Origin of the sequence: Hymenobacter lapidiphilus (assembly GCF_003417065.2) — a bacterium.
Classification (GTDB): domain Bacteria; phylum Bacteroidota; class Bacteroidia; order Cytophagales; family Hymenobacteraceae; genus Hymenobacter.
Genome location: NZ_QVLT01000006.1, coordinates 1 through 23,519 on the forward strand (window position 1 = coordinate 1; position 23,519 = coordinate 23,519).

The window sequence follows — 23,519 nt, forward strand, 5'->3', positions numbered from 1 at the left end:
CCGGCCGCCAAGCCCGCCAAGCCCGTCACGCCGGCCACGCCTGAGCCAGCCCCCAACCCCTGCCCCCCGAAGCCGCCGACACCAACCGCGTGCCGGGTCTGAAGGTGATGGGCAAAAATCGAGCTAGACTCGAAAGGCCGCCCCGTGCGCCCCAAGGCTGAAAAGCCTGCGGTTGCCGCCGAAGCCAAAACTCCTGAAGCCAAAGCACCCGAAGCGAAAGCAACGGAAGCCAAAGCCCCGGCACCCAAAGCTGCAGAGCCCAAAGTAGCCGAGGCCAAAGCAACGGAAGCGAAAGCTCCTGCCGAAGCCAAGGCTCCGGAGGCTAAGGCTCCCGAGGCAAAAGCAACGGAAGCCAAAGCACCTGCACAACCAAAGGCACCCGAGGCGAAAGCCCCGGAAGCCGCTGCCAAGCCTACCGAAGCTGCTGAGGCCGCCAAGCCCGTCGCCGAAGCCAAGCCAGCTGCCAGCACTCCAGCTACACCGGTTGCTGCTCCGGCCGCGGCCACGCCGGCTGCTGATGCGCCTGCCGAAGACAATACCATCGTTGCCAAAGCCGACCAGCTCAAGGGCCTGACGGTACTGGGCAAAATCGAGCTGCCCACCGACTCGTCGCGCCGCGGCGGCCGGGGTGCCCGCCCGGTGGCCTCGTCCGATGTGCGGAAGAGCGGCATCAGCGCCGATAAGAAAAAGCGCCAGCGTATCCCGATGAATGGCCCCGGCCAGACTGCTGGAACCGGTAACTCTCGTCCAGTAAGCCCTAGCCAAGGTGCCCGTCCGACTGGTACTGGCCCAGCTGCCAACCGGGGAACTGGTGGCCGCGCTGGTGCTGGTGCCCCCCGCCAGCCTGCTGCGCCGCTTACCCCCGAGCAGAACGACAAGCAGATTCAGGAGCAGATCAAGGCTACGCTGGCCAAGCTCAGCGGCGGCCGTGGTCAGTCGCAGAACCGCGCCAAGTACCGCCGCGATAAGCGTAGCAACGCAGCCGATGACCGCGAGGCGATGCGTGCTCAGAACGAGCTCGACTCCAAGACGCTGAAAGTAACCGAGTTTATCTCGGCCAACGACCTGGCGTCGCTCATGGACGTGTCGGTGAACGAAGTGATTAAGGTGTGCCTGAATATGGGCATGTTCGTCTCCATCAACCAGCGCCTCGACGCCGAAGCCATTACCGTAATTGCCGACGAGTTCGGCTACGATATTGAGTTCCTGTCGGCCGAGGAAGAGGAAACGGTAGCCGAAATTGAGGACGACGAGGCTGATCTGCAGCCCCGCGCCCCCATCGTGACCATCATGGGCCACGTCGACCACGGCAAGACCTCGCTGCTTGACTACATCCGGAGTGCCACGGTAGCCAAAGGCGAAGCCGGCGGTATCACCCAGCACATCGGAGCCTACGACGTGATGACCAAGTCGGATAAGCGCGTGACGTTCCTGGACACACCGGGTCACGAAGCCTTTACCGCCATGCGAGCCCGTGGTGCCAAAGTCACCGACATTGCCATCATCGTGGTAGCGGCCGACGACTCGGTAATGCCCCAGACCCGGGAAGCCATCAACCACGCCCAAGCGGCTGGTGTACCCATCGTTATTGCCCTCAACAAGATTGACAAGCCCGGCGCCAACCCTGATAAGGTACGCGAGGAGCTGTCGGTTATGAACATTCTGGTGGAAGAATGGGGCGGCAAGTATCAGAGCCAGGAAGTATCGGCCAAAACCGGTGCTGGTATTGATGATCTGCTGGAGAAAGTGCTGCTCGAAGCCGAGTTGCTCGAGCTCAAAGCCAACCCCGACCGCAAGGCCGTGGGTACGGTTATCGAAGCCTCGCTCGATAAGGGCCGTGGCTACGTAACCACCATTCTGGTGCAGACCGGCACCATGGAAGTAGGCGACATCGTGCTGGCTGGTCCGCACTTTGGCCGCGTGAAAGCCATGACCGACCACCGCGGCAAGAAGATGAAGAAGGCTGGTCCGGCAACCCCGGTGCAGGTTCTTGGTCTGACGGGCGCGCCCCAGGCCGGCGACAAAATCCAGGTAATGGAAACGGAGCGCGAAGCCCGCGAACTGGCCACCCAGCGTCAGCAGCTGGCCCGCGAGCAGAGCATGCGCACCAAGAAGCATATCACCCTCGACGAGATTGGTCGCCGTCTGGCTATCGGCTCGTTTAAGGAGCTGAACGTGATTGTAAAGGGCGACGTGGACGGCTCGGTGGAAGCCCTGGCCGACTCACTGCTCAAGCTCAGCACCCCGGAAATTGCCATCAACATCCTCAACAAAGGGGTGGGTGCTATTTCCGAGTCCGATGTGTTGCTGGCTTCGGCTTCCGACGCCATCATCATCGGTTTCCAGGTGCGGCCTTCCATCAGTGCCCGCAAGCTGGCCGAGCAGGAGCAGATCGATATCCGCCTCTACTCCATCATTTACAACGCCATCAACGAGGTGAAGGATGCCATGGAAGGCATGCTGGCCCCGACGGTGAAGGAAGTGGTGGTGGCCAACGCCGAAGTTCGCCAGGTGTTCAATATTACCAAGGTGGGCGCCATCGGTGGCTGTATGGTTACCGACGGTACGTTTACCCGCAAAACCAAAGTGCGTCTCGTGCGCAATGGCATTGTGGTGTACTCGGGCGGCATCAAGGACCTCAAGCGCTACAAAGACGATGTGTCGGAAGTACGCCAGGGCTACGAGTGCGGTATCTCGCTCAAGGACTTCGACGACCTCCAGGAGGGCGACAACATCGAAGGCTTCGAAGAGCAGGAGATCAAGCGGACGCTGTAGTCAGCTGCTGCGCTGCCAGAACGCTGCTTTTAGCAGCATGATTGGCAAGCTCTTCTTTATAGACAAGTCAATGGCCGTTATCCTACAAGCAGGATAGCGGCCATTGGCTTTCAAAAGAAGTGCTATTAAGTGTGTCAGTCGACTCACCCATGCCTGCTTGTAAAGCAACCGGCCCCTATCCATCAAAGGACAGGGGCGTTGCTTTACAAGCAGGCATGGGCGCATTGGTTTTATATCGCTCCTCGCTGCTTAAAAAAACAGGAAGCCTTTTTTGGTGCGGTTACGGTTGCTCCTTTGTTTGTCAGTCATAGGCTTGCCCTTGGGATTGACGTACCCACCTTGGCGAGTCTGGCCGCGCTTGGGTGGTTTGGCCCCAACGCGCTTGTCTTTGAACTTGCGCACCGTGAAGCCGCCGCTGCCCTTATCATACTGGCGGTAGCCGCCATCGGCGCGGCTGAGGCTGGAGTTGCCTGCACCCGAGCGAGCATCGAGCACCTCCAGCTGCTGGTCGCGCTTGCTTTCCTCGGCGTTCATGTTCATGCGGCGCTGCATGTTCACCACATCGTCGGCCGAGGCCTTACCACGCTTGCGGGTCTGTTTCTGAGTAGTCTGCCGGGTCTGGGTTTCCTCCCGGGTCTGGCCGTCGAGCACGGCCGTTTGGGCACGGGCGGCGGGGGCAGTGGCCCAGGTAACGGCGGCAAGCGCCAGCAGGGAAAGCAATTTGTTCATCAAAACGGCGAAAAGTTCAGCAGTTGGGAATTCAGCAAACGAACTGGCCCCTAGCGAAGTTAGTTCAAAGCGCGCAAAAAGTTATGGGTGGGCTTTCCAACCAGATACAACAAAGCCGGCCCTGGCGGCCCGAAGGCAGCCAAAGCCGGCTTAGCCAGCACGAACCCTGCAACCTAGGCCCGGTTACGGAGCGCGTCGCGGATTTCGGTGAGCAGTATTTCCTCCTTGGTTGGAATAGGATCAGCTACGGCCACTACTTCTTGAGGCCTCTTGTAGCGGTTAGCAATTTTCACCAGCCAGAAAATGGCAAAGGCCATGAGCAGGAACGTGATGATGGCGTTCAGGAACAGGCCGTAGTTGATGGTGGCAGCCTTCGCTTCCTTGGCCAAAGCCAGCGTAGCGTAAGTTTTTCCGTCGAGCGAGAGGTACCACTCCTTGAAATCGAGGCCGCCGGTAAGTAGCGTCAGAATGGGCATCAGGATATCGTCGGTGAGCGAGGTCACGATTTTGCCAAAGGCTCCACCGATGATAACACCAACGGCTAGGTCAAGCACGTTGCCCTTCGAGATGAACTCCTTGAATTCAGAAATAAAACCCATACGCGAAAAATGATTGAGAGAGAAAAATGCGAGTTCAAGATAGAGTTTTTCCTATTTAAACGAACATCGGTTAGGGAGTAAGCCCAAAGGTCCCCTTTTAGCATCTCGCCCGGCACGTTATTTCGCCCAACACCACCTCTCAGGCGCTCAGCCGGCTTCAGGGGCGGTTGGTTGGGGTCGGATGGGGAGCAGCATTTCGTTCTATCTTTGGCCTCCGCACTAGTTCAACATCATCTCCCTCTCCCACCTCCATGCCCACTTCTTTCACCACGCTGCTCTACGACCTCGATGCCGCTTCCGGTATCCTCACCATCACCGTCAACCGCCCCGATAAACTCAATGCCCTCAATGCCGCGACCATCGAGGATATCGGCAACGCCTTCGCACAGGCCCAGGATGATGCGCAGGTACGCGGCATTCTGCTGACGGGCAGCGGCGAGAAGGCGTTTGTAGCCGGAGCCGATATTGCCGAGCTGGCCAAGCTCGATGTACTAGCGGCCCGCAAGGCGTCGGAGCGGGGCCAGGAAATATTCGGCCGGATTGAAGAAAGCGGCAAGCCCGTTGTTGCCGCCGTGAACGGTTTTGCGCTGGGCGGCGGCTGCGAGCTGGCCATGGCTTGCCACATTCGGGTAGCTTCCGAAAACGCCCGCTTCGGCCAGCCCGAGGTAAACCTGGGCCTGATTCCGGGTTACGGCGGCACCCAGCGCCTGGCCCAGCTGGTGGGCAAGGGCAAGGCCATTGAGCTGCTGCTGACGGCCGACATGGTGAAGGCCGATGAGGCCTTGCGTCTGGGCCTCGTCAACCACGTGGTGCCCCAGGCCGAGCTGCTCGACTTCAGCCGCCAGCTACTCACGCGCATCCTGGGCAAGGCCCCGCTGGCTGTGGGCCTGTGCCTCGACGCGGTGAATGCCTACTACGACCAGCAGCGCCACGGCTACCAGACCGAAGCCCAGGGTTTCGGCCGCTGCTTCGCTTCCGACGACTTCAAAGAGGGTACTACCGCTTTCCTGGAGAAGCGTCCGGCAGCCTTTACGGGCAACTAAAAATTTAAAGTGAAAAATTAAAAGTGACTGGTAAAACCAACCCATTCAGCATGACGCAGTGAACCCAACGGTCATTTTTAATTTTTCACTCTTAATTTTTAGTTGAATAAAAAATGAGTTTAGCGAAAAAGCTGGCTTCACAGACGGCTATTTATGGGGTGAGCAGTATTGTGGGCCGGGTGGTCAACTTTCTGCTGGTGCCCATGTACACCGCGCGCTTTGCGGCGGCCGAGTACGGCATCGTAACGGGGCTGTTTGCCTACGTGTCGTTTCTGAACGTGGTGTTCACCTACGGCATGGAAACCACGTATTTCCGCTTCGCCAACCGCCCCGGCACCGACCGGCAGGAGCTCTACGACCGGTCGCTGACCATGCTGCTGCTTAGCAGCGTGGTGCTCACGTTGCTGCTGCTACTGCTGGCCCGCCCGCTGATGGGGCTGCTGGGGCTGCCCCCCGGCCACGAGCACTACGCCTATTGGATTGCGGCCATTCTGGGCCTTGATGCGCTGGCAGCTCTGCCCTTCGCCCGCCTGCGCCTCGAGAACAAGGCCCGTAAGTTTGCTACCATCCGGCTGGCCAACATCGGCCTCAACGTGGGCCTGAATCTGTTTTTCATCATTGCCTGCCCCGATATTCTGGCCGGCAAGTACCTGTTGGGGCTGCAGCCGCTGGTGCGGGCTATCTACGACCCATCCATCGGCGTGGGCTACGTGTTTATCTCGAATGCGGCGGCCAGTGCCTTCACACTGCTGCTGCTGGGTCGTGAGCTGACCGACTTCAGCTTCCGCCTGAACCTGGAGCCGTTGCGGCCCATGCTGCGCTACGCCTACCCCATTATGCTGATGGGCCTAGCGGGTATGGTGAACGAAACACTCGACCGGATTCTGCTGCCCATGTGGCTGCCCAAGAACTTCTACCCCGGCCAGAGCAGCCTGACGGCAGTGGGCGTGTACGGAGCCTGCTACAAGCTCAGCATTTTGATGAGCCTCGTTATTCAGGCCTTCAAATACGCAGCCGAGCCGTTCTTCTTCGCCCAGAGCACCGACCAGAACTCGCCCCGCACGTTTGCGCTGGTGCTCAAATGGTTCACGCTGTGCTGCGCTATGCTGTTTGTGGGCGTGAGCGTGAACCTGGACCTGGTAGCTAAGCTGTTTCTACATGGGAACGAATACCTGCAGGGGCTGGCCGTGGTGCCGGTACTACTGCTGGCCAACCTGTTTCTGGGCGTGTACTGGAACCTGTCGGTGTGGTTCAAGCTCACCGACAAGACGTATTATGGCACCTACATTAGCTTCGGCGGGGCCGTGCTCACCATTGCCCTCAACTTCCTGCTGATTCCGCTGCTGGGCTACATGGGCTCGGCGCTGGCCACGCTGGCCTGCTACTTTATGATGGCCGCTTTATGCTGGTGGCTGGGCGAGCGGCACTTCCCGGTACCCTACCCGGTGGCGCGGCTGCTGGTGTGGGTGCTGGTAGCCGTGGCCGTGGTAGCCATTAGCTGGTATGTGCCGGTAGCGCCCGGCTGGGGCCGCTACGGCTTCCATGCCCTGCTCACGCTGGGCTTTGTGGGCCTGGTGGCCGCCGTGGAAGGCCGGCGGCTGCGGAGTATTTAAGCTACAGGCTTTTTGAACGCGCTTGCGGCTTGTAGCTTAAAGCTTGTAGCCCAAAACCTATCTTTGCCCCATGCAGATTCCCGTTATTAACCGCTCGCGCCATGCATTGCCCGAGTATCAGACTGCCCACGCGGCCGGCCTCGACGTGCGGGCCAACCTCGACGCGCCGGTTACGTTAGGGCCTTTGCAGCGCGCCCTCATCCCTACGGGCCTGTTTCTGGAAATTCCGGTGGGCTACGAGATGCAGGTGCGGCCCCGCAGCGGGCTGGCCTACAAGCATGGCATTGGCCTCGTCAACAGCCCCGGCACCATTGATGCCGACTACCGTGGCGAGCTGAAAGTGCTGCTCGTAAACCTCTCAGACCAGGAGTTTGTGGTGCAGGATGGGGAGCGAATTGCCCAGCTTGTGGTGGCCCGCCACGAAGTAGTAGCCTGGCAACCGGCCGAGGCATTGTCGGAAACCAACCGCGGCGCGGGCGGCTACGGCAGCACGGGCAGTATATGAATTAAAAATTAAAAGTAAGAAATTAAGCATCAGTCATTCTGCATAATTTATTTTTTTGCTGAACCACTGATATTTCATTTTTCATTTTGATAATTTTTAATTTTTCATTCTAAATTCTTAATTAATCTCAGCATGAAAATCATCGTCCCGATGGCTGGTATGGGTAAGCGCATGCGCCCCCACACGCTCACCGTTCCTAAGCCCCTGATTCCGATTGCCGGCAAACCAATTGTGCATCGTCTGGTGGAGGACATTGCCAAAGTGTGCGCCGAGCCGGTGGAGGAAGTGGCCTTCATCATCGGGCGCAGCTTCGGGAAAGAGGTGGAGCAGGACCTCATTAAAATTGCCGAATCGGTAGGCGGCAAGGGTACTATCCATTACCAGGATGAAGCCCTGGGCACCGCCCACGCCATCCTGTGCGCCCAGTCGGCCCTTGATGGGCACGTAGTAGTAGCCTTCGCCGATACGCTGTTCAAAGCCGATTTCACCCTCGACACGTCCGTGGATGGAACCATCTGGGTGCAGAGCGTGGAAGATCCCAAGCCCTTCGGCGTGGTGAAGCTCGACGCCGCCGGCCAGATTACCGACTTCGTGGAGAAGCCCCAGGAGTTCGTGTCGGATCTGGCCATTATCGGCATCTACTACTTCAAGGACGGCGAGTACCTGAAGCGCGAGCTGCAGTACCTACTCGACAACAACATCATGGACAAAGGCGAGTACCAGCTTACCAATGCCCTTGAAAACATGAAGAATAAGGGCACCCAGTTTGTGCCCGGCCGCGTAACCGAGTGGCTCGACTGTGGCAACAAGGACGCTACCGTGTACACCAACCAGCGCTACCTGGAGTTTTTGCAGGAGCGCGGCGAAAAGCTGACTGCCTCCTCGGCACAGGTAACCAATTCGGTTATTATTGAGCCAGTGTACCTGGGCGAAAACGTGCAGATTATCAACTCCGTAGTTGGCCCGCACGTGTCGGTGGGCGCCGGCAGCCGCATCAGTGGCTCGGTAGTGGCCAACAGCATTGTGCAGCAGTCGGCCACCATCGAGCATGCCAACCTAGCGGGCTCGATGATTGGCTCGCATGCCACCCTCAGCAGCAAGTCGCTGGATCTGAGCGTGGGCGACTACAATACGATGCGGCTGTAATATTTCGCGCCGTTGGCTGTTATCTAACCGTACGTCATTCGGGCGAGGCGAATACTTTGACGTTAAACCGTTGAACGGCAACCGTTTCAATGGCTATGCGCCAAATCATTCGCCTCATTCTGAATGACGTACTCTTTTGTAGCTGCCTTGCGTTTTGTAGCTGGCCGCCGGCCTTTTCTTTATCTTCACGGCAGGCCCTTATTCCCGGCTTATCTGCTTTCCCTATGGCCCTCTTCCGCGCGTTGCTGCTGCCCTTTCTGTTGAGCCTGCTGCTGGCCGGGCCAGGGTATGCCCAGCGTAAGCCCGACCCGGCAGCCCCGCCGGCCGAGGCCAGACCGGAAAGCAAGCCGGAGGCTAAGCCGGGCAAGCTCAGCCGTAAGGAGCGCCGTGAGCTGGCCCGCCGTGCCACTCTCGATGAAGCCGCCCGGCAGCCGCGGGTCCTCACGCCCAAGGAGCGCGAGATGAGCGAGGCTTATTTTGTGGATGGCGTGCGGTATGTGCTGCTCGAAGACTATAACAAGGCCCTGGAGCGCCTGCTGAAAGCCTATGCTCTGAACCCGGGCAACGCGGCCGTCAATTATAAGATTGCCGAGGCCAACTTGCTAAGCGGCAACCTGCAGGACGCCACCAACTTTGGGCGGGCCGCCGTACGGCTCGACCCACAGAACGCCTACTACTACCTGCTGCTGGCCCAGATTTATACCTCGCAGAAACAGTACGAGGAAGCGACCAAAGTATATACCGCGCTTATCGAGCGGGTGCCCGACTCCAACTACTACCTGTTCAACCTGGCCGACCTGTACGTGGCCCAGGGCCGGCTTGATGAAGCCTTAACGACGTTCGGGCAAGCCGAGCAGAAGTTCGGCCCCCAGGACGAAATATCGTTTAAAAAACAGCAGATTTACCTGCGCCAGAATAAGCTCGACCAGGCGCTGCTGGAAGGCGAGTCGCTCATTAAATCGAACCCCGACGAGCCGCGCTATGTGCTGGCCCAGGCGCAGCTCTACGCCACCAACCGCCGCTTCGATGACGCCGTGCGGGTGGCCAACCAAGCCCTGCGCGTGGACCCTGATAACCCCCGGGCCCGCATGATTCTGGCCGACGTGTACCGGCTCCAGAACAACCGGCCCGAGTCGGAGCGCCAGTTGAAACTGGCTTTCGAGAGCCCCGGCCTCGATATCGACGACAAAGTGCGCATTCTGATTGAGTACCTGAAGCAGTTGCCCGACCCCGGCCTCAACGAAATGGCCCGCGGGCTGGCCGCCGTTACCATGCGGGTTCATCCGCGCGAGGCCAAAGCCTTTTCCATTGCCGGCGACATTGAAATTGTGACCGGCAACCGGGCCGCCGCCCGCGCCAGCTACCTGCGGGCCCTGCGCCTCGATAACTCACGCTACCAGATCTGGCAGCAGGTGGTGCTGATCGACGCCGAGCTGAGCCAGACCGATTCGTTGCTGGCCCACACCACGCAGGCCCTGGAGCTGTTTCCGAACCAGGCACCGCTCTGGTTTTACAACGGCGTAGGCCATCAGCTGGAAAAACAGCCGGCCAAGGCCGTCAAGTCGTTCGAATACGGCCGCAAGCTGGCCACCGACAACCCCGAGCTGCTGGCCCAGTTCGACACCCAGCTCGGCGACGTGTATCATGAGCTGCAGGACTATCCCAAATCGGATGCCGCTTACGAATCGGCCCTGACTTTCGATGCCAACAACGCCCAGGCCCTCAACAACTACAGCTACTTTCTGTCGGTAAGGCGCGAAAAGCTGGACAAGGCGAAGGAAATGGCCGGCAAGCTGGTGAAGCAGTTCCCCGAAAACCCTACTTACCTCGACACCTACGCCTGGGTGCTGTATCAGCTGAAGGACTACGCCGGCGCCCGCCGGGCCCTCGAAACCGCCCTGCTCCACTCCTCCGACGCGACCATTGTGGAACATTACGGCGACGTGCTGTTTCAGCTCGGCGAGAAGGACCGGGCCGTGGCCGAGTGGCAGCGGGCCGACCAGAAAGGCGGCGCCTCGGCGCTCATCAACCGAAAAATAAAGGACAAAAAGCTGTATGAATAACCGCCCCGCGCTGCTGCTGAGCGTACTACTGGCCCTGCCGCTACTGTTAGGCAGTTGCACCAAAAAGCTGCTGCCCACCGCTACCAGCACCACCACTCCCCCGATGCCGGAGGCCGTGAAGGCCGCTAACCTCGATTTCCAGTTCATGACGGCCAAGGGCAAAGCCCAGTTTGGCGACCAGAGCGCCAACGTGAACCTACGCATGCGCAAAGACAGCGTCATCTGGCTGTCGGCGTCGCTGCTGGGCATTGAGGGCGGGCGGCTCTACATCACCCGCGACTCGGTACAGGTGATTGATAAGCTGCGCCGCGAGTACTACTCGGGCGATTTTGCCTACCTGAGCCAGCGACTGAACGTGCCCGTTACCTTCGACATGCTGCAGGCTTTGCTGCTGGGCAACTACCTGGCACCCATCAGCCCCGACACCCAGCCGGTCGTAACAACCGAGGGTACGGTGCAGCGGGTGCGCTACGCGCAGGCCGGCCTGCTTATTATGCAGCTTGTAGATCTGGCCCAGGGCCGCCCGCGCCAGCTGCTGGTGCAGGACTCGGTGCGGGCCAACCAGATAACGGTAGACTACGCCGATTTCCGTCAGCTCGAAAGCAACCCCCAACCCTTCGCCTTCGAAACTCAGGTGCAGGTGCAGCAGCACCAGCAGGCTCCTACCCTGGTTACGCTCACCTACCGGGCCGTCGACTTGGATAAGGGCCGGTTGCAATTCCCGTTTTCCGTACCCAAAGGCTATGTGCGCAAGAAGTAAAACCGGCTGGCTGCGGTTGTTGCTGCTCTTGCTGCTGGCTGGCTCGATGGCCCCAGTAGCACTGGCCCAAAAAAAAGCACCTACCGCCAAAAAAAGCAAAGCCCAGCTGGAACGCGAGCGGCGAGCCAATCTCAAGCGCATCAAAGAAACCAGCCGCATTCTGGCCCAGACCCAGCAGAAAAAGCAGGCGTCGGTGGGCCAGCTCAACGCCATTCAGGAAAAGCTGGTGGTGCAGCAGGGCGTCATCAAAAACATCAGTTCGGAGCTGCGCTATATTGAGGGCGACGTGCAGCAGACCGAAGGCCAGGTGCAGCAGACGCGCCAGCGGCTGGAGCGCCTCAAGGCCGAGTATGCCCGCCTGATTTATGCCGGCTCGAAAACGGCCAACGGCTACAACCGCCTCATGTTCTTGTTTGCGGCCGAGTCGTTCAACCAGTTCCTGCTGCGCTTGCGCTACATCCGGCAGTACACCGAGGTGCGCCAGGCCCAGGCTACCCAGATTACCCAGGCCCAGCAGCGCTTGGGCCAGCAGCTAACCGGCCTGCAACGGCAGCGCCAGGAAAAAGGCTCGCTGCTCACCACCCAGCTTTCCGAAAAGAAAACCCTGACTACGCTGAAAGTGCAGCAGGACCAGGTGATTACCAAGCTCACCCAGCAGGAAGAAGGCCTGCGCAAGGAACTGGCCAACCGGCAGCGGGCAATCAGCCGGCTTGATAACCTGATTGCGCTACGCGTCCGCGAAGAAATTGCCCGCGCGGCCCGCGAAGCCGCGCGTAGGGCGGCAGCCAAGGCCCGCGCCGCCGAGGTGGCGGACAACCCCGGCCGCAGCCCCAGTACTACCTCGCGCACCCCCGCTACCGCCGCCGCCGAAGAAGCTGCCGCCACCCGGGCCGAACGCACCGACCGCGTAACCCTGACGCCCGAAACGGCCAAGCTGGCCGCCTCCTTCACCGACAACCGGGGCCACCTGCCCTGGCCCGTAGGTAAAGGCTTCATCAGTCAGCGCTTCGGCCGCCACAACCACCCGATACTCAAAAACGTGGTGGTGGAGAACCGCGGCGTTGATATCCAGACCAACTCCGGCGAGCCGGTACGGGCCGTGTTCAGTGGCAAAGTGCTTACGGTAGCCAGCGTGCCGGGCATGGGCAACATCGTGATGGTGCAGCACGGCGACTACTTCACGGTGTATGCCAAGCTGCGCAACGTGAGCGTGAGCGAGGGCCAGACCATTGAGGCCCGCCAGACGCTGGGCACGGTTTCGACCAACTCCGAGGGCACCTCCGAAGTGCAGTTCCAGGTCTGGCGCAACAGTGCTAACCTTAACCCCGAAAATTGGCTTGGCCGGAAATAAGCGCCGGTGGTGGAGGGCATTTATCACCAACTCCCGAAGCCGTCCAAAAAGTCAGCAGCCCGTCATGCTCCATCAGGCGTCCGCAGCGCTGGAGCACGACGGACTCGCTGATGCAGGGTGCTTTCTGGAAAATTTCACCAATAAAAAAACCCGGATCCAAAGGAACCGGGCTTTCCGAGCTATGAAAACAAACTTAGCTACCGGAATCCCCCGCTACCGGCGTGCAGCTATAACTAACCGCTACTGGCAGGGTAAACTCCCGATAACCAGGCGAAAGATACTGGAGGGTAAAGCCCTCCCGTTCTCAATTTCGCCCAATAACCATTTTCTCTCGGCGAAAGGCTCTATCTGTGCGTTGCGGCCGGGCCAACAGACTCAGACGAGGTTGAGTCGACTTAGCAGCCCGGCTTTAAATGAGTTGCCAATGGGTACGGGTAGCAGGCTGGGGCCACCATCGGCACCACGGTCGGCCTCCACCAGCAGCGCGTCGCTTTCGATAGCAATAATGCGGTCGAGGCGCACGATGTACTTGCGGTGCACGCGGGCGAAGTCGCGGGCCGGCAGCCGGGCTTCCAGCTCCTTCATCGTGCTGTAGATGGTAAACCGCTCGGGGCCCGCGTAGATGTTCACGTAGTCGCCCAAAGCTTCCACGTAGCGGATGTCGGCTGTTTTCAGGCGCAGCAGCTTGCTATCCTGCTTGATAAATATTTCGTTCTGGCTTTTGCTTAGGTACAGGCTCTCGGCCGTGCCATTGGCCAGGCGCAACAGGTCGTCGAGCTTACGCCGCTCCTGCTCCAGTTCGAGGCGAGCCCGGCGCAGTTCCAGGTGGGCCACTACCTCGCGGCTCAGCACAGCCAAGGCATCGCGCTGGCCATCGGTGAGGCGGCGGGGTACGGTATCGATAACGCAAAGCGTGCCCAGCGCATCGCCCTGAGGCGTGAGCAGCGGGTAACCGGCATAAAAGCGCATGTTGGGCTCGCCGGTTACCAACTGGTTGTGCTCGAACAAGGGGTGGCAGGCAGCATCTTCTACCTCGTAAAGCGTACGGCCCTGAATGGCGTGCTGGCAGAAAGCCAGCTCGCGGGGCGTGCTGGCGGGCCAGTTCTGGTCGGTGCAGGCCTTAAACCATTGCCGCTCGCCATCGAGTAGCGAAACCAGCGAGATGGGTGTGTTGCAGATAATAGAGGCCAGCCGCGCCAAATCGTCGAAGGCGGTTTCCTGGGCGGTGTCCAGGATTTCATAGGATTGCAGGGCCGTAAGCCGCCGAATTTCCTGTGCCCGCGAAAGGCTGGCCTGCACCTTGGGAGAGGAAGTTGTTTCTTCCAACAGCATAGTATTGCAGTAAAATATAAAGGGGAAATTGCCTTCTGGAGTCACTAAATAACATAGCCTACCCCACTTGAAAGGGGTGAAACCGCTAAAGCGGACCTTTTACCGGATCAATAGCACCCTTTACTGGCTGGGTTTCTTCGGCCAGTATAAGGACCGGATAGAAAACGCGGCTGGCTGCACCAACCGTGGGGATATGGATGGGCTAGCGGAACTGTTTTTCAAATTATGGGGTACATTTACAATCTGGCCACGCATGCGTTGCGTATACTCTCCTTTGACCTTCTAATTCTGGCCCCCGGGTCTGCTACATATGAACTTTGCCACCCTCCTGCTCGGAATCGGTAACTTTGGTGGTACCGAAATCCTGCTCATCGGTCTAGCCATCATCCTGCTCTTCGGAGCCAAGCGCATTCCGGAACTGTTCCGCGGCATGGGCCAGGGCATTCGCGAGTTCAAGGACGCTTCCAAGGAAGAAAAGCCTGAATTCCGCGACCGGCCCGTAAACCCGGCTAACCCCAACGACCCGGCTGCGCCCCGTCAATAACCCCTTTAGCTATGCAAACGCCTTTCTTTTTGTTTTTAGGTGACATCGGTGGTGCTGAGCTTATGCTCATTATGGTGGTCATCCTGATTTTCTTTGGAGCCAACAAGATTCCTGAGCTGGCTCGGGGCTTGGGCAAAGGTATCCGTGAGTTCAAAGATGCTTCGCGCGAGATTCGCAGCGAGGTCGAGAACTACGGTCAGCCGGCCCAGCAGCCCTACCAGCAGCAGTTTCAGGAGCAGCCACAGCAGGCCTACCAGCCCGCTGCGCCGGTAGCCGAGGCTGCCCCTGTTATAGCTCCACCCATGGACGGTGGCATTGCGCCCGTCGTAACGCCCGAGCCGCTAACCACCGAGCCCGAACGTTCGCGCCTCGATCAGACGAGCTAGTTTCAGCCGCTTTCAGCTAAGTAGTATCCGAACCGCCGGCAGCCGAAATCTGCCGGCGGTTCTGTTTTTAGCGGTGATGGTGCTATTTTCGCGCTTCCGCCTCGCTTCGCTCGCAGGCCTCCTCTTTAATTTCTTCGTCTTGAGACGTTTCGATTCCCTTTCCGAAGTACGCCGCGAAATTGCCGCCGGCACTGTTTCGTGCCGGCAGCTGGTTGAGCACTACCTCGACAATATTGCCCGGCAGGAAAACCTCAACGCTTTTCTGGAAGTGTGGCCCGAGGAGGCCCGCGCCCAAGCCGTGGCCGTAGATGCCAAGCTGGCCGCCGGTACGGCCGGCAAGCTCGCCGGCATGGTTATCGGCCTGAAAGACGTGCTGGCCTACGAAGGCCACGCGCTGCAAAGCAGCAGCCATATCCTCGACGGTTTCAAGTCGTTGTTTACCGGCACGGCCGTGCAGCGGCTGCTCGATGAGGACGCCATTCTGATAGGCCGCCAGAACTGCGACGAGTTTGCCATGGGCGCCTCCAACGAAAGCTCCTACTTCGGGCCGGTTCGCAACGCCATTGCACCCGACCGGGTGCCCGGCGGCTCGTCGGGCGGGTCGGCGGTGGCCGTGCAGGCCGATATGTGCCTGGCCTCGATTGGCTCCGACACGGGCGGCTCGGTGCGCCAGCCAGCGGCTTTTTGCGGCATTGTGGGCTTCAAGCCCACGTATTCGCGCATTTCCCGCTACGGGCTGGTGGCCTACGCTTCGTCGTTCGACCAGATCGGTACCCTCACCCGCTCGGTGGAGGACGCCGCCCTCCTGCTCGAAGTAATGGCCGGCCCCGATGAGTTCGATAGTACCGTGAGCCAGCAGCCGGTGCCCGCCTACAGCCAGGAGCTGACGCCCGCGCCCCAGTACCGCATCGGCTACATCCAAGACTGCCTGGTGCGCCCGGGCCTCAACCCCGAAATAAAGGCGGCCACCGAAAGCGCACTGGAGCAGCTGCGCGGCCAGGGCCACATGGTGGAGGCCGTGGAGTTCCCGTACCTCGACTTTATCGTGCCCACCTACTACATTCTGACCACGGCCGAGGCCAGCTCCAACCTGAGCCGCTACGACGGGGTGAAGTTCGGCTACCGCGCCCCCGACGTCACGGATCTGGAGTCGCTTTACAAGAAAACCCGCTCCCAGGGTTTCGGCCCGGAAGTGCAGCGCCGAATTCTGCTGGGCACCTTTGTGCTAAGCGCCAGCTACTACGACGCCTACTACACCAAGGCCCAGCGGGTGCGCCGGCTCATCAAGGAGAAAACCGACGAGCTGCTGCGCGATTACGACTTCCTGGTGCTGCCCACCACGCCCACCACGGCCTTCAGAATTGGCGATGAAGACCGCGACACGCTATCCATGTACTTGGCCGACATTTTCACGGTGCAGGCCTCCCTGGCGGGCGTACCGGCTATTTCGGTGCCCAATGGCCTCGATTCTCAGGGTCTGCCCATCGGCCTCCAGGTACTGGCCGGGGCCTTCCGCGAATCGCAGCTGCTGGCCTTCGCCAACTCGCTTGATTTGGCCGTTAGCTAATAGCTGATAGCCATCTGTTTTTGTCCTCTCGAATGTAGCTAACGGCTATCAGCTAATAGCTAACAGCCGTTAGCTAAAGTGCTGCTTTAAGCCGCGGGGCTGGAAGTTCTGATAAACTGTGCTATTTTTGGCAAAGCGCTGGGTTGTGGCTCAGCGTTTTGCGTTTGGGCCCACCGGCCATTGTCCTTTTGAGTGAGTTAGCATGATGAAGTTGCTGCGGTTTGCCGCTCCCATTCTGCTGGCCTGCACGTTGGTACCCGCCGCCCGGGCCCAGGTGCGGCCCGGCGCTTCAAAAGCCCCGATTGTCCTGCCGCCCGATTCGGTGCTGACTGCATTGCCGCTGCTGCCCGATTCGCTGGCCGCCGCGCCCATGGCACCCGACTCGGCGAGGCTGGCCTGGCTGCGCACCCCGCCCGAGCTGCGCGATTTGGTGGGCGACCGGATGAGCTGCTTTGAAACCGACGTACCCCACGTGTTCAACAACCACGTGATGAGCTTCGTGAAGCTGTTCACCGAGCGGCAGCGGAGCTACACCCAACGGGTGCTGGAGCGCGAAAACCTGTACTTCCCGCTCTTCGAGAAGTATCTGGCCAGGTATAACCTGCCCCTCGACCTCAAGTACCTGGCCGTGGTGGAGTCGGCCCTCATTCCGACGGCCAAGTCGCGGGTGGGCGCCACCGGCCTGTGGCAGTTTATGGGCCCTACCGCCAACGACCTGCGCCTGCACCGCGACGAATGGGTGGATGAGCGCATGGACCCCGAAAAGGCTACCGAAGCGGCCTGCAAGCACCTGCGCTACCTATACAGGGTGTTCGGCGACTGGGAAATGGTGCTGGCTGCCTACAACTGGGGGGCTGGCAACATGCAGCGCGTAGTGAAGCGCACCGGCAAAAAAACCTACTGGGAAGTGCATAACAGCCTGCCGGCTGAAACCCGTAACTACGTGCCCACCTTCACGGCCATCATGTACACCATGAAGTACGCCAGGGAGCACCAGCTGCACGCGCCCACGCTCAACTATCAGTATGCCCAGGCAATGGATACGCTGCAGCTGGGCGGTCGGCCCTTCGACCTGACACGCCTGGCCAAGGCCATCGGCGCTACCGATTCGTTGGCGCTGCTGCGCCTCAACCCGGAGCTGCGCAAGTCCTACCTGCCGGCCGGCTACCGCCCCTACGTGCTGAAGGTGCCTGCCAGCGCCCGCCCCGCTTTGGCCGTAGCCAGCCGCGAGGCCCTGTTCGACTACTGCCGGCCGCTGGCCGACCTGCCCCGCCCGCTGGCCCCGCGCCTGGTAGCCCTGAGCGGTACCATGCCGCTACCGGCCCGCAACTTGGCGGGGGCAGCTACTGCGGCAACCCCGACCGAACCACGCTTCGAACGCCTGCGCCATCCGGTAAAACGCGGCGAAACGGTGAATTCGGTGGCAGCCCGCTATAAGGTAAGTCCGGCCCAGGTGCGCCGCTGGAACAAGCTGGGCACAAGCGCCTCGCTGGCCGGCCGAGAGCAGCTGGTGCTGTTCCGGGCGCTGCCAACGGCTGCCGGTCCGGCCGCCAATGCCCCGGCTACCGCTGCGGTTCGGCCGGCAGTAGTGCCGACACGGGTAACTACGGCCCGCACCGCTGCATCCGCCGCCGCTGCCGCCGAACTGGATTCGGCGGCCGAAACGCTAGCTCGTGTTCCGGCCAAGCAGGCGGCGGATGTGCGCCGGGCGGTGGCCATAGTGGCGGCAGTTGCCGATGATGATACCGGACCGGACCGTTATGTAGTGAAGCCAGGTGATTTCCTGGAAAAAATTGCCACCTCCAACGGTCTAACCGTGGCGCAGCTCAGGGCCTGGAACCAACTCGGCAGCTACGTGTTGCAGCCCGGCCAGGAACTGACGCTGAAAGCCCCACCGGAAGCAGCCGCCAATGAAGCGGTAGCCGACCTCATGGAGGCGACCCGCAACGTAGCTGCCGCCGCTCAGGCTCCCGTGCGGCGCGCGGCCCGTCCGGCTGCCCCGGCAGCGGCAGCCGCGGAATTGCCAGCCGCGCCGCCGCTGCACCTTGTGCAGCCCGGCGACACGCTCTACAACATTTCGCGCCGCTACCAGGGCCTGACGGTGCAACGCCTGCGGGAGTTAAATAACCTGAAATCGGACGCTGTGCAGCCTGGGCAGAAGTTGGTAGTAGGCGGCTGAGGAAACCGATTCTCATTTCAGCAGCTTCCGCTACTCCCGGAGAATTTCCAGGAGCCAGCGAGGCATCTGCTGACCGAAGAAGATAAATGAGGCCCAATGGCGTACTCGATGTGGGTATGGCGTCGGGCCTCATTTCCATTATATGAGCCATTTCTAGTGAGTTTTTGGTACCCTTACGCCAGGAGAAAATCTACTGGTTTAAGGCAGCTCAATAAGAAAATAAGCTATTGGGGAACTATTCTTTCGAAATTGGCACAACTTTAGATTTACCAGTTTTATTTCTCCACAACTGCATTTCGTTATTATGTTTAAAAGTCTAGCATTATCTGCGCTATTTGCTTCCTCGCTACTTATCTCTGGCTGCCAGAAGGCAGATGACCCGCAGCCCAGTTTGCCGGAAGCGGAGGTGAAGATGCAGCGTTCCACCGTTTACCTGTCGACCAGCCGCTACAACAACGCGCAGGGCTATTCGCAGAAGACGCTGCAAAGCACTGCTACCTTTGCCACCGATAAGCTGCAGCTGGATTTTGACGCAATGGAAGGCAAAGATGCTATGAGCTTCACGGTGCCGCGGGCCAGCCTGACCGCCGCCCTTACCGGCGTATACGAGTTACGCTCATTGGCCAGCCCTGCGGCACCGGTAGCCAGTGTTTATACCTTTTTCAGGTCGCGGGCCGCGGGCTCTATCAACAGCACCACCTATCGCAACGTACGGGGCCAGCTAACGATTACGGGCTACGACGCCCAACGGCAGCTGCTGACCGGCTCCTATCAGGCGCAGCTGGAAAACGTGTCTGACCCGGCCGATAATAACGGCGCCAGCGGCGACGCGCTGCGCTGCAACGTGGAAGTTACGGGGTCGTTTACCAACCTGAAATTGCAGTAAAACTGGCTTTTACGGTCCATCCCTCATTGAGCAAACTCAACCTAGCACTCATCCTGCCGATATGCGTATCCCTCTTCCTACCCTGCTGCTGGCGGCCCTGAGTTTAGCCGGCACTTCGTGCCAAAAGCAAAACGACCCGGCTCCTTATGTGGCCCCGGCGCCGGTATACGATCTGTACAGCATAGTCCACTACCCCGCCAGCAACGAAACCTCGGGCACCAATTATTCTGCGCTGCGGCTGACGGGCGAGGCCAAGCAGGAAAGTGGCCGGGTAGTGCTCCGCTTCGGCACGGGAGCTGAAGGCAGAGAGCGGGTGGAGTTTATGATGCCCGGCAGCTTCACGCCGGGCAAGCCGAGCAGCTTCGGGTACCAGTCGCTGCCGGCGCCGGCGGCCGATGCGGTGCAGGTCACCTACTTGCTCAACTACACTCTCAACCCCACGACCCAGATAACCAAAACCTACCGTGCCGACAAAAACCTGACGGAAGGCAGCCTGGTAATTACCGCTTACGATGCGGTTCACCGCCTGGTCAGCGGCCGTTACGAAGTAACTTTCCAGGACGTGGCTGACCCTTACGCCGAACTGTCGCCTAACCAGCCAGCCAGGAAAGCGAAGGTGATAGTGGGCGGTGAGTTCAGCAACCTGCCTATCAAGCCATAACAAATCCTTACTTTCTGGGCTCCTAACCTGCCCGGAACCAAAAAGCCCCGACCCCTGCCTGGTTCGGGGCTTTTTGTTCCGGGTGGGGCTTGTACCTTTGAAACCGGCTCGATTTGCCGCATCTTGCTGCCTTGTTCTTTTCTTCGGAAGCTCATCTTCTGCCCTGCCTCATGCTCAAAATAAACAAACAGGACGCCCTCGACTACCACTCCCGCACGCCGGCCGGCAAAATTGAAGTGGTGCCGACCAAGCCCGTGAGTACCCAGCTCGATCTGGCCCTGGCCTACTCGCCGGGCGTGGCCGAGCCGTGCAAGGAAATTGCCGCCGACAAGGATGCCGTGTACAAGTACACGGCCAAGGGCAACCTGGTGGGCGTTATCAGCAACGGCACGGCGGTGCTGGGTTTGGGCAACATCGGGCCCGAAGCCTCCAAGCCGGTAATGGAAGGCAAGGGCGTGCTGTTCAAGAAGTTCGCGGGCATCGACTGCTTTGATATTGAGATTGACGCCACCGACCCCGACGAGTTTATCCGCATCGTGAAGTCGCTGGAGCCAACGTTTGGCGGCATCAACCTGGAAGATATAAAGGCCCCCGAGTGCTTCCGGATTGAGACGGCGCTGCGCGAGCAGATGAACATTCCGCTCATGCACGACGACCAGCACGGCACGGCCATCATCACGTCGGCGGCGTTGCTGAACGCGCTGGAAGTGGTGGGCAAGCAGATTGAGCAGATTCAGCTGGTAGTGAGCGGGGCGGGCGCGGCGGCCATTTCGTGCCTGCGCCTGTACCTGGCCCTGGGCGTGCGGCGCGAAAACGTAGTGGTATTCGACAAAGACGGCCTCATTACGTCGGCCCGCACCGACCTGGCCGACATGCAGCTGTTCTTCGCCACCGAGCGGCCCATCAGCACGATGGCCGAGGCGCTGGAAGGGGCCGACATGTTCCTGGGCCTGTCGGCCGGCAACGTGCTGGCGCCCGAGCTGCTGCTGAAGATGGCCGCCGACCCCATTGTGTTTGCGCTGGCCAACCCCGACCCCGAAATCGGCTACGAAATAGCCATGGCCACCCGGCCCGACCTCATCATGGCCACCGGCCGCACCGACCACCCCAACCAAGTGAACAACGTGCTGGGCTTCCCCTACATTTTCCGGGGGGCGCTGGATGTGCGGGCCACCGAAATAAACGAGGAAATGAAGCTGGCCGCCGTGCGCGCCCTCTCGGAGCTGGCCAAGGAGGCGGTGCCCGAAATGGTGAACCGCGCCTACGGCGACAACACGCTGAGCTTCGGCCGCACCTACCTCATTCCCAAGCCCCTCGACCCGCGCCTTATTACCACCGTGAGCCCGGCCGTGGCCAAAGCAGCCATGGACAGCGGCGTGGCCCGCGTGCACATTACCGACTGGGCCGGCTACGAGGACGATATCCGGGCGCGGCTGGGCGTGAACCAGAAGCTGATGAACCGCATTACGTCGGCGGCACGCAGCAACCCTAAGCGGGTGGTTTTTGCCGAAGGCGACACGTACAAGACGCTTAAAGCAGCCCAGATTCTGCGCGAAGAGGGCATTGCCTTCCCTATTCTGCTGGGCAACCGCAACAAAATTGAGCGCATCGCGGCCGAAACTTCTCTCGACCTGGAGGGCTGCGAAATCATCGACATCGTGCGCGAGGAAGCCAAGCGCGAAGAGTATGCCGAGCTGTTCTACCAGAAGCGGCAGCGCCGGGGCATTACCATTTACGAGGGCCGCCGGCTGCTGCGCGAACGGAATTACTTTGGGGCCATGATGCTGGAAGCCGGCCATGCCGATGCCTTTATCACGGGTCTGAGCAAGGACTACGGCAAGTCGATTGTGCCGGCGCTCCAGGTTATCGGGGTGGCCGAGGGCGCCAAGCGGGTGGCCTCCATGTACATCATCCAGCACAAAAAAGGCCCTTTCTTCTTCGCCGACACGACCGTCAACATCGACCCCTCGGCCGAGGAGATGGTGGACATTATCGGGCTGACGTCCCGGGCCGTGAAGTTCTTCGACGCCGAGCCGCGGGTGGCCGTTATCAGCTACTCCAACTTCGGCTCGAACCCCGGCGAACTGCCAGACAAAGCCCGCCGCGCCACCGAGCTGGCCAAAGCCCGCTACCCCGAGCTGCTGCTCGACGGCGAGATGCAGGCCAACACGGCTCTCAACCACGAGCTGCTGCAGGAGCAGTACCCGTTTTCGCCGCTGGCGGCCCACGGCGGGGCCAATACGCTCATTTTCCCCAACGTTATCAGCGGCAACATTGCCTACAAGGTACTGCAGGAAATAGGGGGCGCCGAGGTGATTGGGCCGGTGCTGATGGGCATGCGCAAGCCGGTGCATATTCTGCAGCTCGGTGCCTCGGTACGCGAAATAGTGAACATGACCGCCATTGCCGTAGTCGATGCTCAGCAGCCGGGCAATAAAGGGTTGTAGGGATTAGAAAAGAACGTCATTCAGAGCGAAGCGAAGAATCTTGCGTGCCACACTAACTCCTGATAGCAGGATTACTTCGGCCCGCGAGATTCTTCGCTTTGCTCTGAATGACGTTCCTGCTTCCGGTCATTTGCTGCACTCACTTCTTTATCCTCTCTTCCCTTTACACTCCCTTCTAAAGTCCCTAACTTGGCACCAAACCGGCTGCGGCCATGTTGGGCCGGTTTCGTCCTCTTTCCTCTACTCCGCTCCCACCCCGCATGATTGCTTACGTTGACGGCAAGCTCGCCTACAAAGACCCCGCCCAGGCCATTCTCGACGTGGAGGGCATTGGCTACGAAATCCGGATTTCGCTGGCCACCTACTCCAAGCTGCCGGCCGAGGAGGAGAAAATCAAGCTCTACACTTACCAGCACATCAAGGAAGACGGGCAGACGCTCTACGGTTTCCTCGACCCCAACGAAAAGGCGCTGTTTATGCAGCTGATTTCGGTGTCGGGTATCGGGCCGGGCACGGGCATCGTGATGGTATCGTCGATGTCGGTGGGCGAAATCCGCCAAGCCATTGTGAGCGAGGATGTACGGGCCATCCAGAGCATCAAGGGCGTGGGGCCCAAAACGGCCCAGCGCGTGATTCTGGAGCTGAAAGACAAGCTGCGGAAGGATGAGCTGCTGGCCAAGGCCGGCTTTGATACCGTACCGCTGGCCAAGGCGCACAATACCAGCCGCTCGGAGGCGTTAGCCGCTTTAGTGATGCTGGGCTTTGCGCGGGCAGCGGCCGAAAAGTCGCTCGACCAGATTCAGCGCAAGCACGGCAACGACCTGACGGTAGAGGAATTGATTAAATTCGCTCTTAAGTCTAATTAGGCCCTTTAGTTTCTTTGGCTAACATAACATTGTCATACTGAGCGAAGCGGAGCGTAGTCAAAGTATC

18 protein-coding genes and 1 pseudogene are annotated in these 23,519 nt (G+C 60.0%); 16 read left to right on the forward strand and 3 right to left on the reverse strand.

The annotated features are described in order from the left end of the window. Positions 1 to 2,775 (forward strand): annotated as a pseudogene (gene infB, locus D0N36_RS04970) (translation initiation factor IF-2); the annotation flags it as partial. A 249-nt stretch (positions 2,776 to 3,024) separates the two neighbouring features. Here the strand turns inward: infB and D0N36_RS04975 are convergent. After that, positions 3,025 to 3,504, reverse strand: a complete 480-nt coding sequence (locus tag D0N36_RS04975) for a hypothetical protein (protein WP_116940320.1) — start codon at positions 3,502 to 3,504, stop codon at positions 3,025 to 3,027. A gap of 173 nt (positions 3,505 to 3,677) precedes the next feature. Then, complete coding sequence (mscL, locus tag D0N36_RS04980; RefSeq protein WP_116940321.1) at positions 3,678 to 4,103, reverse strand: large conductance mechanosensitive channel protein MscL; 426 nt, start codon at positions 4,101 to 4,103, stop codon at positions 3,678 to 3,680. Between the two features lie 251 nt (positions 4,104 to 4,354). On the opposite strand from mscL, the gene D0N36_RS04985 reads away from it, so the two are divergent. The 7 genes from D0N36_RS04985 (at position 4,355) to D0N36_RS05015 (ending at position 12,584) form a co-directional block, all read left to right on the forward strand. After that, a complete protein-coding gene (locus D0N36_RS04985) occupies positions 4,355 to 5,146 on the forward strand; it encodes an enoyl-CoA hydratase-related protein (protein WP_116940322.1) in 792 nt (263 codons plus the stop codon). A gap of 113 nt (positions 5,147 to 5,259) precedes the next feature. Then, positions 5,260 to 6,759: a polysaccharide biosynthesis C-terminal domain-containing protein gene (locus tag D0N36_RS04990; RefSeq protein ID WP_116940323.1), complete on the forward strand. Its 1,500-nt coding sequence runs from the start codon at positions 5,260 to 5,262 to the stop codon at positions 6,757 to 6,759. A 70-nt stretch (positions 6,760 to 6,829) separates the two neighbouring features. Continuing rightward, entirely contained in the window at positions 6,830 to 7,264 is a 435-nt protein-coding gene (gene dut / locus D0N36_RS04995; protein WP_116940324.1) for a dUTP diphosphatase, read from the forward strand. A gap of 132 nt (positions 7,265 to 7,396) precedes the next feature. Further along, on the forward strand, positions 7,397 to 8,410 hold the full coding sequence (locus D0N36_RS05000) for a sugar phosphate nucleotidyltransferase (protein WP_116940325.1): 1,014 nt from the start codon (positions 7,397 to 7,399) through the stop codon (positions 8,408 to 8,410). Positions 8,411 to 8,634: 224 nt separating this feature from the next. Beyond that, positions 8,635 to 10,473, forward strand: coding sequence for a tetratricopeptide repeat protein (locus D0N36_RS05005; protein WP_190242524.1), 1,839 nt, complete (start codon positions 8,635 to 8,637; stop codon positions 10,471 to 10,473). Beyond that, positions 10,466 to 11,233, forward strand: a complete 768-nt coding sequence (locus D0N36_RS05010) for a DUF4292 domain-containing protein (RefSeq protein WP_116940327.1) — start codon at positions 10,466 to 10,468, stop codon at positions 11,231 to 11,233. Before D0N36_RS05005 ends, D0N36_RS05010 begins: the two co-directional genes overlap by 8 nt. Further along, the gene (locus D0N36_RS05015; RefSeq protein WP_242478807.1) at positions 11,217 to 12,584 is read left to right on the forward strand and encodes a murein hydrolase activator EnvC family protein; all 1,368 of its coding nucleotides are present in this window, start codon (positions 11,217 to 11,219) and stop codon (positions 12,582 to 12,584) included. Before D0N36_RS05010 ends, D0N36_RS05015 begins: the two co-directional genes overlap by 17 nt. A gap of 375 nt (positions 12,585 to 12,959) precedes the next feature. Here D0N36_RS05015 and D0N36_RS05020 read toward each other — a convergent pair whose 3' ends face one another. Continuing rightward, on the reverse strand, positions 12,960 to 13,916 hold the full coding sequence (locus tag D0N36_RS05020) for a GAF domain-containing DNA-binding protein (RefSeq protein WP_116940328.1): 957 nt from the start codon (positions 13,914 to 13,916) through the stop codon (positions 12,960 to 12,962). A gap of 310 nt (positions 13,917 to 14,226) precedes the next feature. Here D0N36_RS05020 and D0N36_RS05025 point away from each other — a divergent pair, with 310 nt between their 5' ends. The 8 genes from D0N36_RS05025 to ruvA all read left to right on the forward strand — a co-directional run bounded on the left by D0N36_RS05025 (position 14,227) and on the right by ruvA (position 23,452). After that, complete coding sequence (locus D0N36_RS05025) at positions 14,227 to 14,460, forward strand: Sec-independent protein translocase subunit TatA/TatB (protein WP_092738616.1); 234 nt, start codon at positions 14,227 to 14,229, stop codon at positions 14,458 to 14,460. 11 nt (positions 14,461 to 14,471) lie between these two features. Beyond that, entirely contained in the window at positions 14,472 to 14,846 is a 375-nt protein-coding gene (locus D0N36_RS20075) for a Sec-independent protein translocase subunit TatA/TatB (RefSeq protein WP_116940329.1), read from the forward strand. A 139-nt stretch (positions 14,847 to 14,985) separates the two neighbouring features. Further along, positions 14,986 to 16,413, forward strand: a complete 1,428-nt coding sequence (gene gatA / locus D0N36_RS05035; RefSeq protein WP_116940438.1) for an Asp-tRNA(Asn)/Glu-tRNA(Gln) amidotransferase subunit GatA — start codon at positions 14,986 to 14,988, stop codon at positions 16,411 to 16,413. Positions 16,414 to 16,615: 202 nt separating this feature from the next. Beyond that, complete coding sequence (locus tag D0N36_RS05040) at positions 16,616 to 18,592, forward strand: LysM peptidoglycan-binding domain-containing protein (RefSeq protein WP_116940330.1); 1,977 nt, start codon at positions 16,616 to 16,618, stop codon at positions 18,590 to 18,592. Between the two features lie 412 nt (positions 18,593 to 19,004). Beyond that, positions 19,005 to 19,478, forward strand: a complete 474-nt coding sequence (locus tag D0N36_RS05045) for a hypothetical protein (RefSeq protein WP_116940331.1) — start codon at positions 19,005 to 19,007, stop codon at positions 19,476 to 19,478. A gap of 61 nt (positions 19,479 to 19,539) precedes the next feature. Further along, positions 19,540 to 20,139 carry a hypothetical protein gene (locus tag D0N36_RS05050; RefSeq protein WP_116940332.1) on the forward strand — a complete coding sequence of 200 codons (600 nt, stop codon included), beginning with the start codon at positions 19,540 to 19,542 and terminating at the stop codon, positions 20,137 to 20,139. A 170-nt stretch (positions 20,140 to 20,309) separates the two neighbouring features. Beyond that, positions 20,310 to 22,586 carry an NADP-dependent malic enzyme gene (locus D0N36_RS05055; protein ID WP_116940333.1) on the forward strand — a complete coding sequence of 759 codons (2,277 nt, stop codon included), beginning with the start codon at positions 20,310 to 20,312 and terminating at the stop codon, positions 22,584 to 22,586. Positions 22,587 to 22,846: 260 nt separating this feature from the next. After that, on the forward strand, positions 22,847 to 23,452 hold the full coding sequence (gene ruvA, locus D0N36_RS05060; protein ID WP_116940334.1) for a Holliday junction branch migration protein RuvA: 606 nt from the start codon (positions 22,847 to 22,849) through the stop codon (positions 23,450 to 23,452). The last annotated feature ends 67 nt before the right edge of the window (positions 23,453 to 23,519 follow it).